General features: G+C 68.7%; 18 protein-coding genes. 8 read left to right on the top strand and 10 right to left on the bottom strand.

The genetic code is table 11. From position 1 onward, the window contains the following. A complete protein-coding gene (locus MRB58_RS09880; protein ID WP_244781542.1) occupies positions 1 to 1,959 on the top strand; it encodes a thioredoxin domain-containing protein in 1,959 nt (652 codons plus the stop codon). A gap of 6 nt (positions 1,960 to 1,965) precedes the next feature. Here the strand turns inward: MRB58_RS09880 and rho are convergent, their stop codons facing one another. The 3 genes from rho to hemE form a co-directional block, all read right to left on the bottom strand. Then, positions 1,966 to 3,222 (bottom strand): transcription termination factor Rho, encoded by a 1,257-nt coding sequence (gene rho / locus MRB58_RS09875; RefSeq protein WP_244781949.1) that lies wholly within the window; start codon positions 3,220 to 3,222, stop codon positions 1,966 to 1,968. Between the two features lie 185 nt (positions 3,223 to 3,407). Then, positions 3,408 to 3,839, bottom strand: coding sequence for a protoporphyrinogen oxidase HemJ (gene hemJ, locus MRB58_RS09870; protein WP_244781541.1), 432 nt, complete (start codon positions 3,837 to 3,839; stop codon positions 3,408 to 3,410). Continuing rightward, positions 3,836 to 4,846: a uroporphyrinogen decarboxylase gene (hemE, locus tag MRB58_RS09865; RefSeq protein ID WP_256461716.1), complete on the bottom strand. Its 1,011-nt coding sequence runs from the start codon at positions 4,844 to 4,846 to the stop codon at positions 3,836 to 3,838. The genes hemJ and hemE overlap by 4 nt, the downstream gene beginning before the upstream one ends. A gap of 423 nt (positions 4,847 to 5,269) precedes the next feature. Between hemE and MRB58_RS09860 the strand changes: the two genes are divergently transcribed. The 4 genes from MRB58_RS09860 to dnaQ all read left to right on the top strand — a co-directional run bounded on the left by MRB58_RS09860 (position 5,270) and on the right by dnaQ (position 8,320). Next, complete coding sequence (locus MRB58_RS09860) at positions 5,270 to 6,121, top strand: pyruvate, water dikinase regulatory protein (protein WP_256461715.1); 852 nt, start codon at positions 5,270 to 5,272, stop codon at positions 6,119 to 6,121. 2 nt (positions 6,122 to 6,123) lie between these two features. Further along, complete coding sequence (locus tag MRB58_RS09855; protein ID WP_244781538.1) at positions 6,124 to 6,933, top strand: shikimate dehydrogenase; 810 nt, start codon at positions 6,124 to 6,126, stop codon at positions 6,931 to 6,933. Then, on the top strand, positions 6,930 to 7,523 hold the full coding sequence (gene coaE, locus MRB58_RS09850) for a dephospho-CoA kinase (RefSeq protein WP_244781537.1): 594 nt from the start codon (positions 6,930 to 6,932) through the stop codon (positions 7,521 to 7,523). Before MRB58_RS09855 ends, coaE begins: the two co-directional genes overlap by 4 nt. An 80-nt stretch (positions 7,524 to 7,603) precedes the next feature. Then, positions 7,604 to 8,320 (top strand): DNA polymerase III subunit epsilon, encoded by a 717-nt coding sequence (dnaQ, locus tag MRB58_RS09845; RefSeq protein WP_244781536.1) that lies wholly within the window; start codon positions 7,604 to 7,606, stop codon positions 8,318 to 8,320. Between the two features lie 3 nt (positions 8,321 to 8,323). On the opposite strand, the gene secB is transcribed toward dnaQ, so the two are convergent. Both secB and MRB58_RS09835 read right to left on the bottom strand, forming a co-directional pair. Then, positions 8,324 to 8,812, bottom strand: coding sequence for a protein-export chaperone SecB (gene secB, locus MRB58_RS09840; RefSeq protein ID WP_244781535.1), 489 nt, complete (start codon positions 8,810 to 8,812; stop codon positions 8,324 to 8,326). A gap of 137 nt (positions 8,813 to 8,949) precedes the next feature. Beyond that, positions 8,950 to 9,450 (bottom strand): FxsA family protein, encoded by a 501-nt coding sequence (locus MRB58_RS09835; RefSeq protein WP_371747256.1) that lies wholly within the window; start codon positions 9,448 to 9,450, stop codon positions 8,950 to 8,952. A gap of 219 nt (positions 9,451 to 9,669) precedes the next feature. Here MRB58_RS09835 and MRB58_RS09830 point away from each other — a divergent pair, with 219 nt between their 5' ends. The 3 genes from MRB58_RS09830 to MRB58_RS09820 are packed head-to-tail and all read left to right on the top strand — an operon-like array spanning position 9,670 to position 12,018. Further along, positions 9,670 to 10,380, top strand: a complete 711-nt coding sequence (locus MRB58_RS09830) for a Tim44/TimA family putative adaptor protein (protein ID WP_244781533.1) — start codon at positions 9,670 to 9,672, stop codon at positions 10,378 to 10,380. A gap of 16 nt (positions 10,381 to 10,396) precedes the next feature. Further along, complete coding sequence (locus MRB58_RS09825) at positions 10,397 to 11,467, top strand: murein transglycosylase A (RefSeq protein WP_244781532.1); 1,071 nt, start codon at positions 10,397 to 10,399, stop codon at positions 11,465 to 11,467. Next, the gene (locus tag MRB58_RS09820) at positions 11,464 to 12,018 is read left to right on the top strand and encodes a Smr/MutS family protein (RefSeq protein ID WP_244781531.1); all 555 of its coding nucleotides are present in this window, start codon (positions 11,464 to 11,466) and stop codon (positions 12,016 to 12,018) included. Before MRB58_RS09825 ends, MRB58_RS09820 begins: the two co-directional genes overlap by 4 nt. Here the strand turns inward: MRB58_RS09820 and MRB58_RS09815 are convergent. The 5 genes from MRB58_RS09815 to MRB58_RS09795 form a co-directional block, all read right to left on the bottom strand. Next, positions 11,988 to 12,491 (bottom strand): hypothetical protein, encoded by a 504-nt coding sequence (locus MRB58_RS09815; protein ID WP_244781530.1) that lies wholly within the window; start codon positions 12,489 to 12,491, stop codon positions 11,988 to 11,990. The two genes, MRB58_RS09820 and MRB58_RS09815, sit on opposite strands and share 31 nt — an antisense overlap. A 69-nt stretch (positions 12,492 to 12,560) precedes the next feature. Beyond that, a complete protein-coding gene (locus MRB58_RS09810) occupies positions 12,561 to 13,142 on the bottom strand; it encodes a hemerythrin domain-containing protein (RefSeq protein WP_244781529.1) in 582 nt (193 codons plus the stop codon). After that, a complete protein-coding gene (gene trpS, locus MRB58_RS09805) occupies positions 13,139 to 14,173 on the bottom strand; it encodes a tryptophan--tRNA ligase (RefSeq protein ID WP_244781528.1) in 1,035 nt (344 codons plus the stop codon). The genes MRB58_RS09810 and trpS overlap by 4 nt, the downstream gene beginning before the upstream one ends. Before the next feature lie 147 nt (positions 14,174 to 14,320). Then, positions 14,321 to 16,483 (bottom strand): pyrroloquinoline quinone-dependent dehydrogenase, encoded by a 2,163-nt coding sequence (locus MRB58_RS09800; protein ID WP_244781948.1) that lies wholly within the window; start codon positions 16,481 to 16,483, stop codon positions 14,321 to 14,323. After that, positions 16,483 to 16,860, bottom strand: a complete 378-nt coding sequence (locus MRB58_RS09795; protein ID WP_244781527.1) for a hypothetical protein — start codon at positions 16,858 to 16,860, stop codon at positions 16,483 to 16,485. The genes MRB58_RS09800 and MRB58_RS09795 overlap by 1 nt, the downstream gene beginning before the upstream one ends. Positions 16,861 to 17,009 lie beyond the last annotated feature (149 nt).

The raw sequence follows: 17,009 nt of genomic DNA, 5'->3' as shown, positions 1-17,009 counted from the left end.
ATGGCCAATCGACTGGCGCACGAAGCCAGCCCATACCTGCTGCAACACGCCGACAACCCCGTCGACTGGTGGCCCTGGTCTCCCGAAGCGCTCGCCGAGGCGGAACGCAGCGGCAAACCGATCCTCTTGTCCGTCGGTTACGCCGCGTGCCACTGGTGCCACGTCATGGCGCACGAGAGCTTCGAGGATGAAGCCACCGCCGAGGTCATGAACGCCCGCTACGTCAATATCAAGGTCGATCGCGAGGAGCGGCCGGACATCGATCAGATCTATATGTCCGCGCTTCACGCCACCGGCGAGCAAGGCGGCTGGCCGTTGACGATGTTCCTCACCTCCGCCGGCGAGCCCTTCTTCGGCGGCACATACTTCCCCAAGGACGCACGCTTCGGCCGCGCCGCCTTCATCGACGTGCTGACGGCCGTCGCCGATGCCTATTCGAGCCGCAGCGAGGTGGTACAGACCAACGTCACGGCCTTGCGGGAGCGCATCTCTGCGCCGACCGAGCCGGGCGAACTCCCCGCAGACACTGCCGACAAGGCCGCGCAGCAACTCCTTTCCATCATGGACCCGGAGAATGGCGGGACGCGCGGCGCGCCCAAATTCCCCAACGCCGGATTGATCGAACTGCTGTGGCGGGCCTACGCGCGCACCGGCGACGATGCCTATCGCACGGCCGTGACGACAGCGACGAATCGCATCGCCATGGGTGGGATCACCGACCACGTCGGCGGAGGCCTCGCCCGCTACTCCGTCGACGGCCGCTGGCATGTGCCGCATTTCGAGAAGATGCTCTACGACAATGCGCAGATGCTCGGCCTCTATGCCGAGGTCGCTGCCGCGACCGGCTCCCGCCTTCTCGCGACGCGGTGCCAGGAGATCGTCACCTGGCTCACCCGCGAGATGGAGGTGGACGGCCTATTCGCCGCCAGTCTCGACGCCGACTCGGAGGGAGAGGAAGGCCGCTTCTACCTCTGGTCGCTGGCCGCACTGAGGGACGTGCTGGGTGCCGACACGGAGCGCTTCGCCGCTCACTATGGGGCCACCGCCGAAGGCAATTGGGAGGGCACCAATGTCCTCCACCGGCTGGACGCCGCCGACCTCGCCGACGACGAGACCGAGACCTTCCTGACGGCCTGCCGCGACAAGCTGCTCGTGGCGCGCGAGCGTCGACCACGCCCCGCCCGTGACGACAAGGCGCTCGCGGATTGGAACGGCCTGATGATCGCCGGCCTCGCCCGCGCCGGCGGCGCGCTGCAGCGGCCGGATTGGCTCGACCTCGCCGAGCGCACCTACGCCACCGCCCGCGATACCTTCGAGGCGGAGGGCCGGCTGATCCACGCCGTGCGTGGCCCGGTGCGTCTCGGCCAGGGCTTCGCGCTCGATTATGCGGCGATGATCCACGCGGCGTTGACACTCGTCGCCGCCGGCCGGCCCGGTACCGCGCTGGCCGACGCCGAGCGTTGGTGCCGGACGTTGCGGACCCACTATGCGGCTCCCGGCGGCGGCTACTACTGGACGGCCGACGATGCGGACGCCTTGATCCTGCGTCCGGAGAGCCCGCTCGACGAGGCGGTACCCAATGCCAACGGCCTTATGGTTAAGAATCTCGCAACACTGTGGGCGCTGACCGGGGAAGAGGCCTACGAGGCCGAGGCCCGCGCTGTTCTTCGTGCCCATGCTCGCGCGCTGGCGGCCAACGTCTTCGGATGCGCCAGCCTGGTGAATGGCCTGGATCAGCTCTCCGCGGTCACCGTCACCACCTCCGCCGCACCGGAGCTGCGCGCAGCGGTGCTGGCGGCGGGCCACCCGGCGGCCATCGTGGTCGACGTGCCGCCCGAGGGTCATCCACTCGGCGCCTCGGCGCCGCCGGATGGCAGCGCGGTGGTGTGCCGGCACATGGCGTGCGGGCTCCCCATCGTTACGCCCGACGCGCTGACAGCGGCCCTGTGGGGCCGCTGAGGCGGATCAGGTGTTCATGGAGTCGAAGAACTCGGCGTTGTTCTTCGTCTGCCGCAGCTTGTCGATGAGGAACTCGATCGCATCCACGGAGCCCATCGGGTTGAGGATGCGGCGCAGAACGTAGACCTTCTTGAGGTCTTCCTTCTTGACCAGCAACTCCTCCTTGCGGGTACCAGAGCGCTGAATGTCTATCGCCGGCCAGACGCGGCGGTCGGAGACCTTGCGGTCGAGGATGATTTCGGAGTTACCCGTCCCCTTGAACTCCTCGAAGATGACCTCGTCCATGCGGCTGCCGGTGTCGATCAGGGCGGTCGCGATGATCGTCAGCGAGCCGCCCTCCTCGATGTTGCGCGCCGCACCGAAGAAGCGCTTCGGGCGCTGGAGGGCGTTGGCGTCGACACCGCCGGTCAGCACCTTGCCCGAGGACGGCACGGTGGTGTTGTAGGCCCGGCCGAGGCGCGTGATCGAGTCGAGCAGGATGACGACGTCACGACCATGTTCGACGAGGCGCTTGGCCTTCTCGATGACCATCTCCGCCACCGCGACGTGCCGTTGGGCCGGTTCGTCGAAGGTCGACGACACGACCTCGCCGCGCACGGAGCGCTGCATGTCCGTCACTTCTTCGGGCCGCTCGTCGATCAGGAGGACGATGAGGTAGCAGTCCGGGTGGTTGGCGGTGATGGACTTGGCGATATTCTGCAGCAGCACCGTCTTACCGGTGCGCGGCGGCGCGACGATCAGGCCGCGCTGGCCCTTGCCGAGCGGGACCACCAGGTCGATGACGCGGCCCGAGAAGTCCTTCGACGGGGGGCCTTCCACTTCCATGTTGAAGCGGTCGTCCGGGTAGAGCGGCGTGAGATTGTCGAAGTGGATCTTGTGACGAGCCGCTTCCGGTTCCTCGAAGTTGATCGTGTTGACCTTGAGGAGCGCGAAGTAGCGCTCACCTTCTTTCGGGCTGCGAATCTGGCCTTCGACCGTATCGCCCGTCCGCAGCGAGAAGCGGCGGATCTGGGACGGGGAGACATAGATATCGTCAGGTCCCGGCAGGTAATTCGCGTCGGGAGAGCGCAAGAAGCCGAAGCCGTCCTGCAGGACCTCGACGACGCCTTCTCCGATGATCTCAACGTCTTTGTTCGCGAGCTGCTTAAGAATGCCGAACATCAATTCCTGCTTGCGCAGGGTCGACGCATTCTCGACTTCGTGCTCTTCGGCGAACGCGATCAGATCGCCGGGGCTCTTGGCCTTGAGCTCGTGAAGTTTCATTTGCATTTGGTTGTCCTGGATGACGGACATCGGCCGCTCAAGAGGGGCAGAAAGGAAGGAAGGGATCCGGGGTCGTTCATGAGCGTCGGGAGACGCGCGAAAAACCAACGACCTCTGGATGCCCTAACTTACGCGCGCCGTCGCGCCTCCGCAAGTGTCCCCGAGCCGAATTCCGCCACATGCGCTCAGAAGGGCTTCACGATCACGAAAATCACGATGCCGATCATCAACAGCGCCGGCACTTCGTTCATGATTCGGAAGTATCGCGCCGACTTGGTGTTCCGATCCTTCTGGAAGGCCTTCATCCAGCGCACCATCATGTGGTGGATCACCGTCAGCACGACGACGAACAACACCTTCGCGTGGAACCAGCCGAAGTGCCATGCCTCCAGCACGTAGGCGAGCATGAGGCCGAACACCCAAGTCGCGATCATCGCCGGGTTGGCGATCGCCCGCAACAAGCGCCGCTCCATGATCTTGAAGGTTTCCGACTGCGGTGACCCGACTTCGGCAGCAACGTGGTACACCATCAGGCGCGGAAGATAGAGCAGCGCCGCCATCCACGCGATGACGGAGATGACATGCGCCGCTTTGATCCAGGTGTAATACTCGGTCATGACGCGGTCTTTGCCTTCACTCGCTCGATCACTCGGGTCACATGCGCCGGCGGCGTCTCCAACGAGATGCCGTGGCCGAGGTTGAACACGAACGGCCCCGCCCCCAGCGCCGCGCAGATCCGGTCCACCGCCGCATCGAGTTGCGCCCCGCCCGCCACGAGCCGCGCCGGGTCCAGGTTGCCCTGGACGCAGACCCGTGTCTGCAACGTCTTGGCGAGGTCCATCGGCACCGACCAGTCCAGCGACACGGCGTCCACCCGCGTCTCCTCCACGAAGGGGCAGTATCCCGCTCCCGCCCCGCGAGGGAAGCCGATGATGGGCACATCTGTCGCCGCGCGCACCTTGTTCACGATTTCCCCGATCGGCCGGATCGACCAGCGGGAAAACCCGTCCTCGTCGAGCGCGCTCGCCCATGAATCGAAGATCTGGAGCGCGTCGGCGCCGGCGCGGACCTGCGCCACGAGGTGCCGCGCGCACGCCTCGACCAGGAGATCGATCAGCGCCTGGAACGCCACGGGATCGGCCGCGGCGGCCTTGCGGGCCGCGAACTGGTCGCCGCCGCCCTTGCCCGCGATCATGTACGTCGCCAGCGTCCACGGCGCGCCGCAGAAGCCCAACAACGCCTTCTCGGCCGGCAACTCCGCTCGCAACCGCGCGATCGTCTCGTAGACCGGGCTGAGATGTGCGTCGAACCCCGCCAGCGACAGGGAGCCGACGTCCGTCAGCGGCTCCAGTCGCGGCCCTTCGCCTTGCACGAACCAAGTCTTCTGCCCCAGCGCGTCGGGCACGACCAGGATGTCGGAAAAGACGATCGACGCGTCGAAGGCGTAGCGGCGCATCGGCTGTAGCGTCGCCTCGACGGCGAGGTCGGGCGTGTAGCAAAAGTCCAGGAAAGACGCGGCCTTTGTCCGCAGTTCCCGGTACTCCGGCAGGTAGCGGCCCGCTTGGCGCATGAACCAGATCGGTGCCGGCGACACCGTCTCACCACGCAGACTTCGCACAAGCATCGGTATGCCGTCGAATTCACTCTCCATCAATCAAACAATCTTTTTTTAAGGAATCTGATGATTCTGATGGCGGTCGGATGTCGGGGATCATGGAACGATTCACCGCGTCGTGCGTTGAGGGGTCCCCGGCGCGGTGGCCGATGCGCCACTGTTCACATGTCCGGAGGCAATCGCGCAACTGTCGCTTGGTGCCGCAGGAACTCTCGCGATTCGACGCGGCCGGTCGTTCGGTGCGCCTGTGGACGCATTTCGCAAAGCTGTGATCTTCGTCACCGCTGCGGCCGCACGGTCCCGTGACTGTCCACCGGCGGCCGTCGGGGGATCCGTCAGTGGATGAGCGGGCGATGAATCCACAGGGTTGCGCCCGGGCCTCTCTGCCGTCACGACGTTCTCCACAGTGATCCTCAAGTTGCGAAGGCGTCCGTGAACCGAAAACGTACTTTTGTCCACGTACACTTGGTGTCGGACTCGACGGGCGAGACGCTGATGACCGCCTCACGTGCCGCCGTCGCCCGTTACGAGGACGTCGAGGCGATCGAGCACGTCTACCCGTTGGTGCGCTCGGACCGGCAGCTCGACCGCGTCCTCGCCGAGATCGAGGACGCGCCGGGGATCGTGATGTTCACCCTGGTGGATCCGGACATCCTGACCCGCCTGCAGGCCACCTGCAACGAACTGGGCCTGCCCTGCATCGACGTGCTGGATCCGCTCGTCGCCGTCTTCCAGTCCTATCTCAACGTGCAGAAGGCCTCGCGCATCGGCGCGCAGCATGAACTCGACGCCAGCTACTTCCGGCGGATCGAGGCGCTGAACTTCGCCATGCGCCATGACGACGGCGCCCTGCCGGACAATGTCGACGAGGCCGACGTCGTCCTCATCGGCGTGTCGCGCACGTCCAAGACGCCGACGTCGATCTACCTCGCCCACCGCGGCGTGCGCGCGACCAACCTGCCCATCGTCACCGACCTGCCGCTGCCGCCGAACCTCTTCGAGGCGCGGCGGGCGCTGATCGTCGGCCTGACCGCCAGTCCCGAGCGCATCGTCGCGCTGCGTGAGAATCGGCTCATTTCGATGAACGCCGAGCGCAAGGGATCCACCTACGTCAACCGCCAGGCCGTCGCCAAAGAGGTGACCTACGCGCGCAAGCTGTGCGCCGAGAACGGCTGGCCGCTGATCGACGTGACGCGCCGCTCCATCGAGGAGACCGCCGCCGCCATCGTCGCGCTGCTTTCCGACCGCCGCTACGGCTCCGGCGGACTTGCTGAGGACTTCTAACGATGACACGCCGCGTGGGGCTGCTCGGCTGGCCCGTCGCCCACTCCCGCTCGCCCACCATCTTCGCCCATTGGTTCGAACGCTACGGCATCGACGCCCGCTACGAGCTGCTGCCGGTCCAGCCCGAGGCGCTGAAGGCCTTCTTTCGCCAGTTCGACGAGATGGGCTTCGACGGGCTCAACGTCACCGTGCCGCACAAGATCTCGGCCGCGGCGTTCGTGGACCTCGACCCGGTCGGCCGGCGGCTCGGCTCGATCAACACCGTCTGGCGCGAGGACGGCCGGCTCCGCGCCACCTCCAGCGACGGTGCCGGGTTCATCGCCAGCCTCGACGAGCAGGCGCCCGCCTGGCGCAGCGCCGAGAACGCCTTGGTGCTCGGCGCGGGCGGCGCCTCGATCGCCGTGTGCGACGCGCTGATCACCGCTGGGCTGGACGTCGCGGTGGCCAACCGCCGGGCGCAGCGGGCGGAGCTGCTCGTCGGGCGCGTCGGCGGCCACGCCGTCCCTTGGGAGAGCGTACCGGGGCTGCTGCCGCGGGCGGATCTCCTGGTCAACACCACCTCCCTCGGCATGGAGGGCAACCAGCCGCTCGACATCGACCTCGCGCCGCTGCCGGCCCACGCCGTCGTCGCCGACATCGTCTACAACCCGCTCCACACCCCGCTTCTCCAAGAGGCCGCGGCACGGGGGCTGGCGACCGTGGACGGCCTCGGCATGCTGATCCATCAGGCGACGGTCGGCTTCGAGAAGTGGTTCGGTCACAGGCCGGAGGTCGACGCGGCATTGCGCGAAAAAGTGCTGGCGACGCTGTGAAGACGGTCGGTCTCACCGGCTCCATCGGGATGGGCAAGTCCACCACGGCCGCGCTCTTCGCCGCCGCGGGCGACCCGGTCTACGACTCCGACGCCGCCGTTCACCGCCTCTATGCCGCAGGTGGCGCAGCGGTGGCGCCGGTCGGGGCCGCCTTCCCCGGCACCGTGGTGGACGGGGCCGTGGATCGGACGCGGCTGCGCGAGGCGGTGCTGGGCAATGCCGCGGCGATGGCCCGTCTGGAGGCCATCGTCCACCCCCTCGTCCACGCCGAACAGAGCGCCTTCCTCGACCGCGCCCGCGAGGCTCGCGCCCGCCTCGCGATCCTCGATATCCCGCTCCTGTTCGAGAGCGGTCGCGACCGCCACGTCGACGCCGTGGTCGTCGTCAGCGCGCCGGCCGAGGTCCAGCGCGCCCGCGTGCTTGCGCGCCCCGGCATGACGGAGGCGGCGTTCGAGGCGATCCTCGCCAAGCAGACCCCCGACCGGACGAAGCGCGCCGGCGCCCACTACGTCATCGACACCGCGACCGGCGTCGATGACGCCGCACGTCAGGTCGCCGCGGTCCGCAAGGCGCTGATGGCGCTCGGTTAGGCGGTTGAAATCCGGCGCGGGGCGGTGAAATCGGGCGCGGCCTGTGGCACTGTCGGCGTCTTCGCTCTTGGAGGCAGACGTTGCGCGAGATCGTTCTCGACACCGAAACAACCGGCCTCGATCCGGCCACGGGCGACCGCGTGGTGGAGATCGGCGCCGTCGAGGTGCTGAACGCGATCCCGACCGGCAACGTCTTTCACGTCTACATCAATCCCGAGCGGGACATGCCCGAAGAGGCGTTCCGCGTGCACGGCATCTCGGCCGACTTCCTGGCCGACAAGCCGGTCTTCGCCGCCATCGCCGAGGAGTTCTCGGCCTTCCTGGGGGACGCCAACCTCGTCGCCCACAACGCCTCGTTCGACGTCAATTTCCTCAATCACGAGCTGCAGCGCTGCGGCAAGCCGATCATCGGTGCGCACCAGGTGGTGGACACGCTGTCGATCGCGCGTCGCAAGCACGGCGGTGCCAATTCGCTGGACGCCCTGTGCTCGCGCTACGGGATCGACGCGTCTCGCCGCACCAAGCACGGCGCTCTGCTCGACGCCGAACTGCTGGCCGAGGTCTACCTCGAGCTGACCGGCGGCCGGCAGGCGACGCTGGTGCTGGGCGGCACCGGTGACGGCAGCGCGCGGGCCGCCGGACCTGTGCGCCACGCACCCCGTCCGGTGCCGCTGGCCCCGCGCCTCACCGAGGGCGAGCGCGCCGCGCACGCCGCCTTCATGGCGACGTTCGCCGAGTCGATCTGGGCCAAGGTCACGGCCCAGACCGAGGACGGGCCGCGCATCGCCGCCGAGTAGGCGTCAGTTGGTGACGGGGGTCGCGTTCTGCTGCTGCTGCGCCCGCTCCAGGTTGCGGCGGTAGAGCGCGACGAAATCGATCGGGTCGATCATCAGCGGCGGGAAGCCGCCGTTGCGCACCGCCTCGGCGACGATCTGCCGGGCGAACGGGAAGAGCAGGCGGGGCCCCTCGATCAGCAGGAAAGGCTGCACGTGCTCGGGCTTCATCCCGGCGACGCGGATCACGCCGGCGTACTGAAGCTCGGTCTGGAAGGCGAGATTTTCGTCGTCCCCGGCCTTCGCCTCGAGGGTCAAAGTCACCTCGTAGTCGGTCTCGGCGAGGGACTTCGCGGCGACGTTGACGGAGATGTTGATCTGCGGGTTGGCTTCGCGGTTCTGCAGCGAGGCGGGCGCGCGCGGATTCTCGAAGGAGAGATCTTTGACGTATTGGGCGAGCACGCGGACGGAGGGCTGAGCCTGTCCTTCTGGCGCGCCGGCGGTGGCGTCGGTCATGGTGAGTCCGTTCGTTGAACGATGGTCAGTTCGCCGCGGGCTACCACTTTGCCCGCGACAATCCTAGACCTTTGCCGTCGATCCGCCGCCTTCGCCCGATCTTAGCCACCCATGGGAGACTTCAGGGCGTAGTCGCTCTACGCGTCGTTGCGCCACGGGGTGGACGGGTCGGGCTTCACCTCGGTCGCCTCGAGGTCGATCACCTGGGGCTTGCCGGGGCGGTAGGGGTGCCCCGCCGGGCCGCCGGCATCCGCACCGGGGCCGCCCGTCCCGGCGCCATGGATCCGCACCGACCCGGCGATCTGCTTCCAAAGCCAGCTGCGCACTGCCGGGATGAAGAGCAGGAAGCCCACCGTGTCGGTGATGAAGCCGGGCGTCAGCAGCAGGATGCCGGCGATCGCGACGGTGATCGCCTGGCCGATGGCGGCGGCGGGGACACGCCCGGCGCTGGCGTCGGCCTGGAGGCGGGCGAAGGCCGAGAGTCCCTGCCGCTTCAACAGGATCGCGCCGAGGACTGCCGTCAGGATGATGATGGCGATGGTCGGAAGCACGCCGATCACGCTGCCGACCGTCAGAAAGACGACGATCTCGGCGATCGGGATGATCAGCAGAAAAGCGAACAGGATGGATCGGATCACAAGCATTTCCCTTTGGCTCCGGCCGAATATGGGAACGTAGGGTGGTGTTTTCGAGCGCTGGGCGTAGACCGAGGTGCCTCAGTCCGATACGGTCCGCCGCATGCTGTGCCGCAAACTGGACCTGTACGACGCCGTATGGCGTCTTATGTGTATGGTGGAACGGTCGAGCGGCGAGGGGCCGTGGCAGAGCTCCAGATATGGGCTGACAGGTTTTAGTGGATGAGTGAATTCTTCGACATCTACAACTTGATGATCCTGGCGCTGGCCGTCGCGATCTTCCTGCGCCTGCGCAGCGTGCTGGGTCGCCGGACGGGGAACGAGCGTCCGCCGTACGACCCCTACGCGGCCCGCAGCGGCAACGAGTCGCGCGGGAACGACAATGTCGTCTCCCTGCCGCGCCAGCCGGGCAACGCCCCGGCGTCCGCGCCAGAGCCGAGCGTCGTCGAGGAGCGCCTGAAGCCCGTCGCGGCCAAGGACACGCCGCTCTACGACGCGCTGCGCGACATCGTCGTCGCCGACCCGACGTTCGATCCCAAGCAGTTCCTCAACGGCGCGCAGATGGCCTACGAGATGATCGTCACGGCCTTCGCCGGCGGCGACCGGGACACGCTGCGCCCGCTCCTGTCGGACGAGGTGATGGAGGGCTTCGCCGCCGCCATCGCCGACCGTGAGGCCAACGGCCAGTCCATGTCGACCACCCTCATCGGGATCGACAAGATGGCCATTACCGACGCCTCGCTGAAGGGCAAGATCGCCCGCGTGACCACGCGGATCGACAGTCAGATGATCTCCGCCACCTACGATCGTGACGGCAACCTCATCGAAGGCGACCCCAACAAGGTCGCCGACGTGGTGGACGTGTGGACCTTCGAGCGTCGGGTCGATGCCGACCACCCGAACTGGCTGCTGGTCGCCACCGAATCCGCGTAAAGACCGCGCCCCGCGCATGGACGGCCCGGCGTTCCCGATCCCCATCGCCGGGCTCCCCGGCTGGTCCGAGGCTGAAGCCGAGGCGCTGCTGGCCGGCCTCGCGCGCCACCTCGACCCTGGCGTCCTAACGCGGCCGGCGCAGGCTGCATGGCTGGGCGCCCTGGCACCTGCCCTCGCCCGCCGCGGCCGGTCCGCCCGCCGGACGGTCGAAGAGGCCTTCCTGGCCTGGCGGCTGCCCGAACCCGGCTTTCTCACGGCCTATTACGAGCCCGTCGTCGGCGCCTCGCGCCGCCGCGCCGGCCCGTTCCAGACCCCGCTGCACCGCCGCCCGCCGGACTTGATCCGCGTCTCTGCGCGGCCCGACCTTCCCGGTGACGGAACCTGGGCCCGCCGCCGGTCCGACGGCACGCTGGCGCCCTACCCCGACCGCGCGGCGATCCGCGCCGGAGCGCTGGACGGGCTCGGCCTGGACCTCGCCTTCGTCGCCGATCCGGTGGACGCCTTCTTCGCCCAGGTGCAGGGCTCGGCCCGCCTGCGTTTCGTCGATGGCGACGAGATGCGCGTCGGCTACCACGGCAAGACCGGGCATCCCTACACGGCCATTGGACGCGTCCTGATCGATCGGGGGTGGCTCCCCGAGGGCGGCGCCACCATGCAGTCGATCCGCGCGGTCCTCGCCGCGCATCCGCAGATCGTCGCGGAGACGCTGGAGGCCAACCGCTCCTATGTCTTCTTCCGGGAACGGCCGCTGGGCGACCCGGCGCTGGGGCCGGTCGCGGCGGGGGGCGTGCCGCTGGTCCCATACCGCAGCCTCGCGGTGGACCGCGTGCATCACGGCCTCGGCACTCCGATCCACATCGCGACGACGCTGCCCGGCGAGGGCGACTTCGCCGCTGTGATGATCGCCGAGGACGCCGGCTCGGCGATCGTCGGCCGGGGACGGGGCGACATCTTCATCGGCACTGGCGATGCCGCCGGGGCGGTCGCCGGGGCGATGAAAGCACCGGCGACGTGGACGGTGTTTCTCCCGCACGGCGTCGCCCCGCACCCGGTGGGGTCCGCCGCCGTTGGCGTGGTCACCCCATGACGCGCCGGCGCATTCTCTCCAGTTCGGAAAAGGCGCTGTGGGACAAGATCGCCCGCACCGTCGTCCCGCTGCGCCCCGAGCCGCCGCCGCCGTCCGTGACGCTGCCCGTGCCGCCGAAGGCCTCGCCGCCCGCCGAGGCGCCCAAGCTGGCGCAGCCGCCCGCCGAGCCGCCACCTGCGGCCCCGGCGCCCCCGCCCGCCATCAAGGCGCGCCCCGCCAGCGACCTCGACCGCAAGACCCGTCGCAAGCTCGCTCGCGGCGCCCTCGGCATCGACGCCCGGATCGACCTCCACGGCATGACGCAGGAGGAGGCGCACGGGGCGCTGTCGCGTTTCATCGTGGCCTCTGTCGGTCAGCGGCGGCGCGTCGTGCTGGTGATCACCGGCAAGGGCCTCGGCGAGGGCGAGGGGCGGGGCGTGCTTCGCCGAAGCGTGCCCCACTGGCTGGCCGGCCGCGACCTCGCGCGGCACATCGTCACCTTCGGGCCGGCAAACCCCACGCACGGGGGCGACGGTGCCCTCTACGTGCGCCTGCGCTCGCCGAAGCGGTAGTCCCGCAGCGGTGGCGGGTGGGTCCACCGCCCGGCGTCCGACCAGACGAGCCGCCCGATCGACTTGAATTGCGACACGTTGAGCGCGCGACGGGGCCGGCGGGAGGCAGCCGGATCGAGCGCGTCGAGCACGGCGAGGCGCTCGGCCCGCCAGATCTCGATGGCGTCGTAGCGCTCGTCCAGCAGCACCAGCAGTACGGCGTCCCAGCCGATCCTGCGCCGCACCGCGGGGACGCGCTGGTTGCGCTCGCGCCGCTCGGGCGTCACGCGGCGGCTGCGGATCAGGAGGCGTGAGCTGTGGAGGTCCAAGGCGTCGCAGTAGGGCTCGTGTGCGGGCGCGAGCGACAGGCCGAGCCTGGCAGCGGCCTCGCACTCGCCGATCTCGTCGGTCAGGCCCAGCGGGCGGCCGGTCACGTCCTCGTACTGGGCGGCGATGCTCTTGGCATCGGTCAGGATGGCCTGAAGAGGGCGCACGGCAATCTCCCGCGATCGATGACGGGAGGGTAGCGCGATCGCGCGGCAATGCAACCAAAGATTGTCGACTTAGAGGCCGAGGCCGCCTTCGCTGCGGTCGAGGATCAGTGGCACCACGATGTCCTCCTCGTCCTCCAGGTGGCGCAGGAGGCCGTTGGAGGCGCGCGTCAGCCGCTCGGCGAGGTCGGCAGACGGACGGGCGACGTCACCATGACCGCGCAGACCCTCTGAGAGGGCGTTGCCGGTGGCGGCCAGCTCGTGGATCAGCGCATCCAGGGTGTGGTGGTCGGCGTCGAGGATGTCGAACCCGCGCCCCAGCCGCGCATCGGCGGCCCGGAAGACGGGGAAATAATGCTCGTCCTCGACATGATGGTGCGTGTGCAGCTCGTTGAGGAAGAGCGACAGGCGCGGCCCCAGCCAGCCCATGAAGGGCTTGGCCTCGACCCGCCCCTCGGCGAACTCTACCGCGCCGGTCTTGAGCATGTCGCCCAGTTCGCGGAACATGCCGTGCCGGTCGAGCCAGAACCGCGCGGTCTGGCCGAGGTTGCGGTGCGCCGGCCACACCTCCCGCGGGAAACGCGCACGCAGGACGGCGATGTCGTCGCCGAAGGGTGCGCGCGTGAAGAGGCCGTCCGCCTCGGCCGCGCTCACGTCAGGAAGCCGACCACGCGCTTCACGTCCCGCAGGATGGGCTCTGCGATGGCATTGGCGCGCGCCGCACCGTCGGCCAGCACCGCGTCGAGATGGCCGCGGTCCGCGAGGAGCCGCCGCATCTCCGCGTTCATCGGCGCCAGCACCTCGACCGCCAGCTCCGCCAGCGCCGGCTTGAAGGCCGAGAAGCCCTGCCCGCCATATTGCGCCAGCACCGCCTCCTTGGTGGTGCTGGCGAGCGCGGCGTAGATGCCGACGAGGTTGTCCGCCTCGGCCCGGCTCTCCAGCCCCTTCGGCTCGGAGGGCAGCGGTTCCGGGTCGGTCTTCGCCTTGCGGATCTTCTGCGCGATCGTGTCTGCATCGTCGGTCAGGTTGATGCGCGAGGCATCCGACGCTTCCGACTTCGACATCTTCTTCGACCCGTCGCGCAGGCTCATCACCCGCGTCGCCGGCCCGGCGATGATCGGCTCGGTCATCGGGAAGAGGCCGTCCTCGTCATAGCCCAGCGAGGCGAGCCGCTCGGCATAGTCGTGGTTGAACTTCTGCGCGATGTCGCGGGTCAGCTCCAAATGCTGCTTCTGGTCGTCGCCCACCGGCACGTGCGTCGCCTGGTAGACCAGGATATCGGCCGCCATGAGGTTGGGGTAGACGAAGAGGCCCGCCGACGCGTTCTCCTTGTCCTTGCCGGCCTTCTCCTTGAATTGCGTCATGCGGTTCAGCCACCCCATGCGGGCGACGCAGTTGAAGATCCAGGCGAGCTCGGCATGCGCGGTGACGCGGCTCTGGTTGAAGACGATCGAGCGGGCTGGGTCGATCCCCGCGGCGAGATAGGCCGCGGTGACGCTGTAGGTGGCGTCGGCCAGCTCCACCGGGTCCTGCCACTGGGTGATCGCGTGCAGGTCCACCACGCAGTAGATGCACGGATACTCGTCCTGCATGGCGACGAAGCGGCGCACCGCGCCGAGGTAGTTGCCGAGGTGCAGATTGCCGGTGGGCTGAACGCCCGAGAAGACGCGGGGAGTGAAGGGCATGGGATCAATGCTGTCAGATGATGCCCGCGTTTATCGCTCGGTTGCCGCAGGGGCAACCCGCGTGCGACCGCGAACGACCGCCCCGCGCCCCGAAATGCGGAAAGCCGCCCACGAGGAGCGACTTTCCGGCGTCCGATCGCGCGAACTTTACTTCGGCAGCTTGTAGGCGATCACCGCGTCGCCGACCGGGGTCTCCATGAAGTGGTGCCCGCCCGGACCGATGAGGACGTACTGCTCGCCGTTCACCTCGTAGCTGATCGGGTTGGCCTGCGGCCCCTGATCGAGCACGTCGGACCATAGGGTCTCGCCCGTCTCGACGTCGATCGCGCGGAAGAGATTGTCCGTCGCCGCGCCGATGAAGACGAGGCCGCCGGCCGTCACCACCGAGCCGCCGTTGTTGGGCAGGCCGATGGTGAAGGGGATGCGCGAGGCGATACCGAACGGGCCGTTGCGCCGCGCCGTGCCGAGCGGCCGGTCCCACACGGTCTCGCCCGTCTCGATGTCGATCGCCTGGATCCCACCGTAGGGCGGCGCGGTGCAGGGAACGCCGGTATAGTCGTTGCGCCAGCCGGCGTTGACGTCGATCGCGTACGGCGCGCCCACCTGCGGGTCTCCGGCGCCCTCGGGCGACGAGGTACCGGCGTTGTCGGTCTCGTAGATCGGCTTCCACCCCTTCGCGTCCGCCTCCGCCCGCGGGACGAGCTGGTTGTGGTTCGGCACGTCGTTGTAGTTGGCGATGATGAGGCCCTTCTCCGGGTCGAAGGCGATCGAGCCCCAGTCGTTGCCGCCATTGTAGCCGGGGTACTGAATCCACGGCTTGTCGGCCGAGGGCGGGGTGTAGAAGCCCTCGTAGTTCGACAGGCGGAACTGGATCCGGCACCAGAGCTGGTCGATCGGCGAGAAGCCCCACATGTCCTTCTCTTCCAGCGGGTCCTTGCGCAGCGTGTGCCACTCGGATGTCGGCTGCGTCTGGGACAGAGTGTCCGGCTCCAGCTCGCCGGTGGACGGCACGGCGATCTCGCCGACCGGGGTCAGCGGCTCGCCCGTCTCGCGGTTCAGGATATAGATGTCGCCCTGCTTGGAGGGCAGGATCACCGCCGGCACCGTGTCACCACCTTCGCCGGGGTAGTCGATCAGCGTCACCTGGCTGCCGAGGTCGTAGTCCCACACGTCCTTGTGCACGGTCTGGAAGGACCACGCCGGCTCGCCGGTGGTCACGTCGATCGCGACGAGCGAGGTGGACCACTTGTTCTCCGCTTCGGAGCGGTTGGAGGCCCAGTAGTCGACCGCCGAGTTACCGAGCGGCAGATATACGAGCCCGAGCGCTTCGTCCGCCGTCGCGGTGGTCCACATGTTGGGCGTGCCGCGGGTGTAGGTCTCGCCCTCGGGCGGGCCGTCCTTCATCTCCTCGGGCGCGGCGAGGTCCCAGGCCCAGGCGAGTTCGCCCGTCACCGCATCGTAGCCGCGGATGACGCCGGACGGGGCGTCCTCGGCCTGCCCGTCCTTCACCTGCGCGCCGGTGACGGCGATGCCGCGCACGATGGCCGGCGGGGCGGTCACGGCGTACCAGCCGGGCACCTTGTCGCCAATGCCGTCCCACAGGTCGACCTGGCCGTTCTCTCCGAAATCGGCGCACAGCTCGCCGGTCGCGCTGTCGACGGCGATCAGGCGGGCGTCGAGCGTGCCTTCGACGACGCGCGTCTTGCAGGGCGCATCCTCCGGCAGCTCCGGCGCGGTGTAGACGGCGACGCCGCGGCAGCTGGCACCATAGGGGATCGCCTCGTTCGCCACCTCGGGGTCGTAGCGCCAGTTCTCTTCGCCGGTGGCGGCGTCGATCGAGATGAGGATGTTCTTCGCCGAGCACATCAAGAGGGCGTCGCCGACCTTCACCGGCGTGTTCTCGGGCGAATATTTGTCGGACGCCGAGCCCTCCGGCAGGTCGCCGGTGTGGAACACCCAGGCGCGCTCCAGATCGCCGACGTTCTCCGGCGTGATCTGTCCGAGCGGCGAGTAGCGCTGCGCATTCGGCCCGCCGCCCCAGAACGGCCAGTCGGCGCCGGCTTCGGGCTGCGGCTGCGGCTCGCGCGCGGTGGTTTGGGTGGCGACCGGCGCGGCCTCGGTCGGGGCGGCAGCGGCATCGTCGGGCGCGGCATCGCGGGGCGCCGCCTCGGTCTGAGCCGGGGTGGACTGCGGCGTCGACGGCTGCACGGTCGCGGCGGGCTCGGTGGTGTCCTGCGCGAGGGCAGGGGCGGTGAGGGCGCTCGTCACCAACAGCGTTGCGGCGAGCCGGGCGGACATGGAAATGTGCATCACAGAGCACCTTCGCGCGTGCGGCGGCCGAGGAGCGGCAGGAAGAGAAGCAGGATGACGAGGAGCACCGTCGGTGCGACCAGGCGCGGCACCTGCGCCCACCAGTCGGTCCCCACCTCCCAGAAGGCCCAGGCGACGGTGCCGGCCCAGACGAGCAGGTAGAGCCAGATGGCGGCCATGCTGCGCTGCGCCAGGAGGATGGCGACGATGATCAGGCCGAGCCCGGCGATGCCGTAATACCAGCTGCCGCCCAGCGTGATGAGCCAGGCGCCGAGGCCGGCGAGCGGCAGGCCGAGCAAGGCGACGAAGACGGCGAGGATACTCGTCGCCCAGTGGCCGCGGTGCGGCGGAGAATGCGGTTGGGATGCGTGCGCCACGGAGAACCCCTTCGTGCGTGGATCGGGATGGCGGTCGGTGCTGGGGGGTCGGGGTAGGTCCTGGCCCCGCGGCCGAGACGCCGTGGGTCTAACGGGCCAACGCGGTCGGCGCGCAATCGTTCACTCGTAGATGAATTACAAGGACGAAA

The organism is Acuticoccus sp. I52.16.1 (assembly GCF_022865125.1).
Classification (GTDB): Bacteria; Pseudomonadota; Alphaproteobacteria; order Rhizobiales; family Amorphaceae; genus Acuticoccus.
This window is presented reverse-complemented; position numbering and strand designations above follow the sequence as displayed.

What these genes read in the sequence shown, in the direction of transcription:
- MRB58_RS09880 (WP_244781542.1), top strand. Translation starts at nt 1, where the DNA reads ATGGCCAATCGACTGGCGCACGAAGCCAGCCCATACCTGCTGCAACAC.
- rho (WP_244781949.1), bottom strand. Translation starts at nt 3,222, where the DNA reads ATGAAACTTCACGAGCTCAAGGCCAAGAGCCCCGGCGATCTGATCGCG.
- hemJ (WP_244781541.1), bottom strand. Translation starts at nt 3,839, where the DNA reads ATGACCGAGTATTACACCTGGATCAAAGCGGCGCATGTCATCTCCGTC.
- hemE (WP_256461716.1), bottom strand. Translation starts at nt 4,846, where the DNA reads ATGCTTGTGCGAAGTCTGCGTGGTGAGACGGTGTCGCCGGCACCGATC.
- MRB58_RS09855 (WP_244781538.1), top strand. Translation starts at nt 6,124, where the DNA reads ATGACACGCCGCGTGGGGCTGCTCGGCTGGCCCGTCGCCCACTCCCGC.
- secB (WP_244781535.1), bottom strand. Translation starts at nt 8,812, where the DNA reads ATGACCGACGCCACCGCCGGCGCGCCAGAAGGACAGGCTCAGCCCTCC.
- MRB58_RS09830 (WP_244781533.1), top strand. Translation starts at nt 9,670, where the DNA reads ATGAGTGAATTCTTCGACATCTACAACTTGATGATCCTGGCGCTGGCC.
- MRB58_RS09825 (WP_244781532.1), top strand. Translation starts at nt 10,397, where the DNA reads ATGGACGGCCCGGCGTTCCCGATCCCCATCGCCGGGCTCCCCGGCTGG.
- MRB58_RS09820 (WP_244781531.1), top strand. Translation starts at nt 11,464, where the DNA reads ATGACGCGCCGGCGCATTCTCTCCAGTTCGGAAAAGGCGCTGTGGGAC.
- trpS (WP_244781528.1), bottom strand. Translation starts at nt 14,173, where the DNA reads ATGCCCTTCACTCCCCGCGTCTTCTCGGGCGTTCAGCCCACCGGCAAT.
- MRB58_RS09800 (WP_244781948.1), bottom strand. Translation starts at nt 16,483, where the DNA reads ATGCACATTTCCATGTCCGCCCGGCTCGCCGCAACGCTGTTGGTGACG.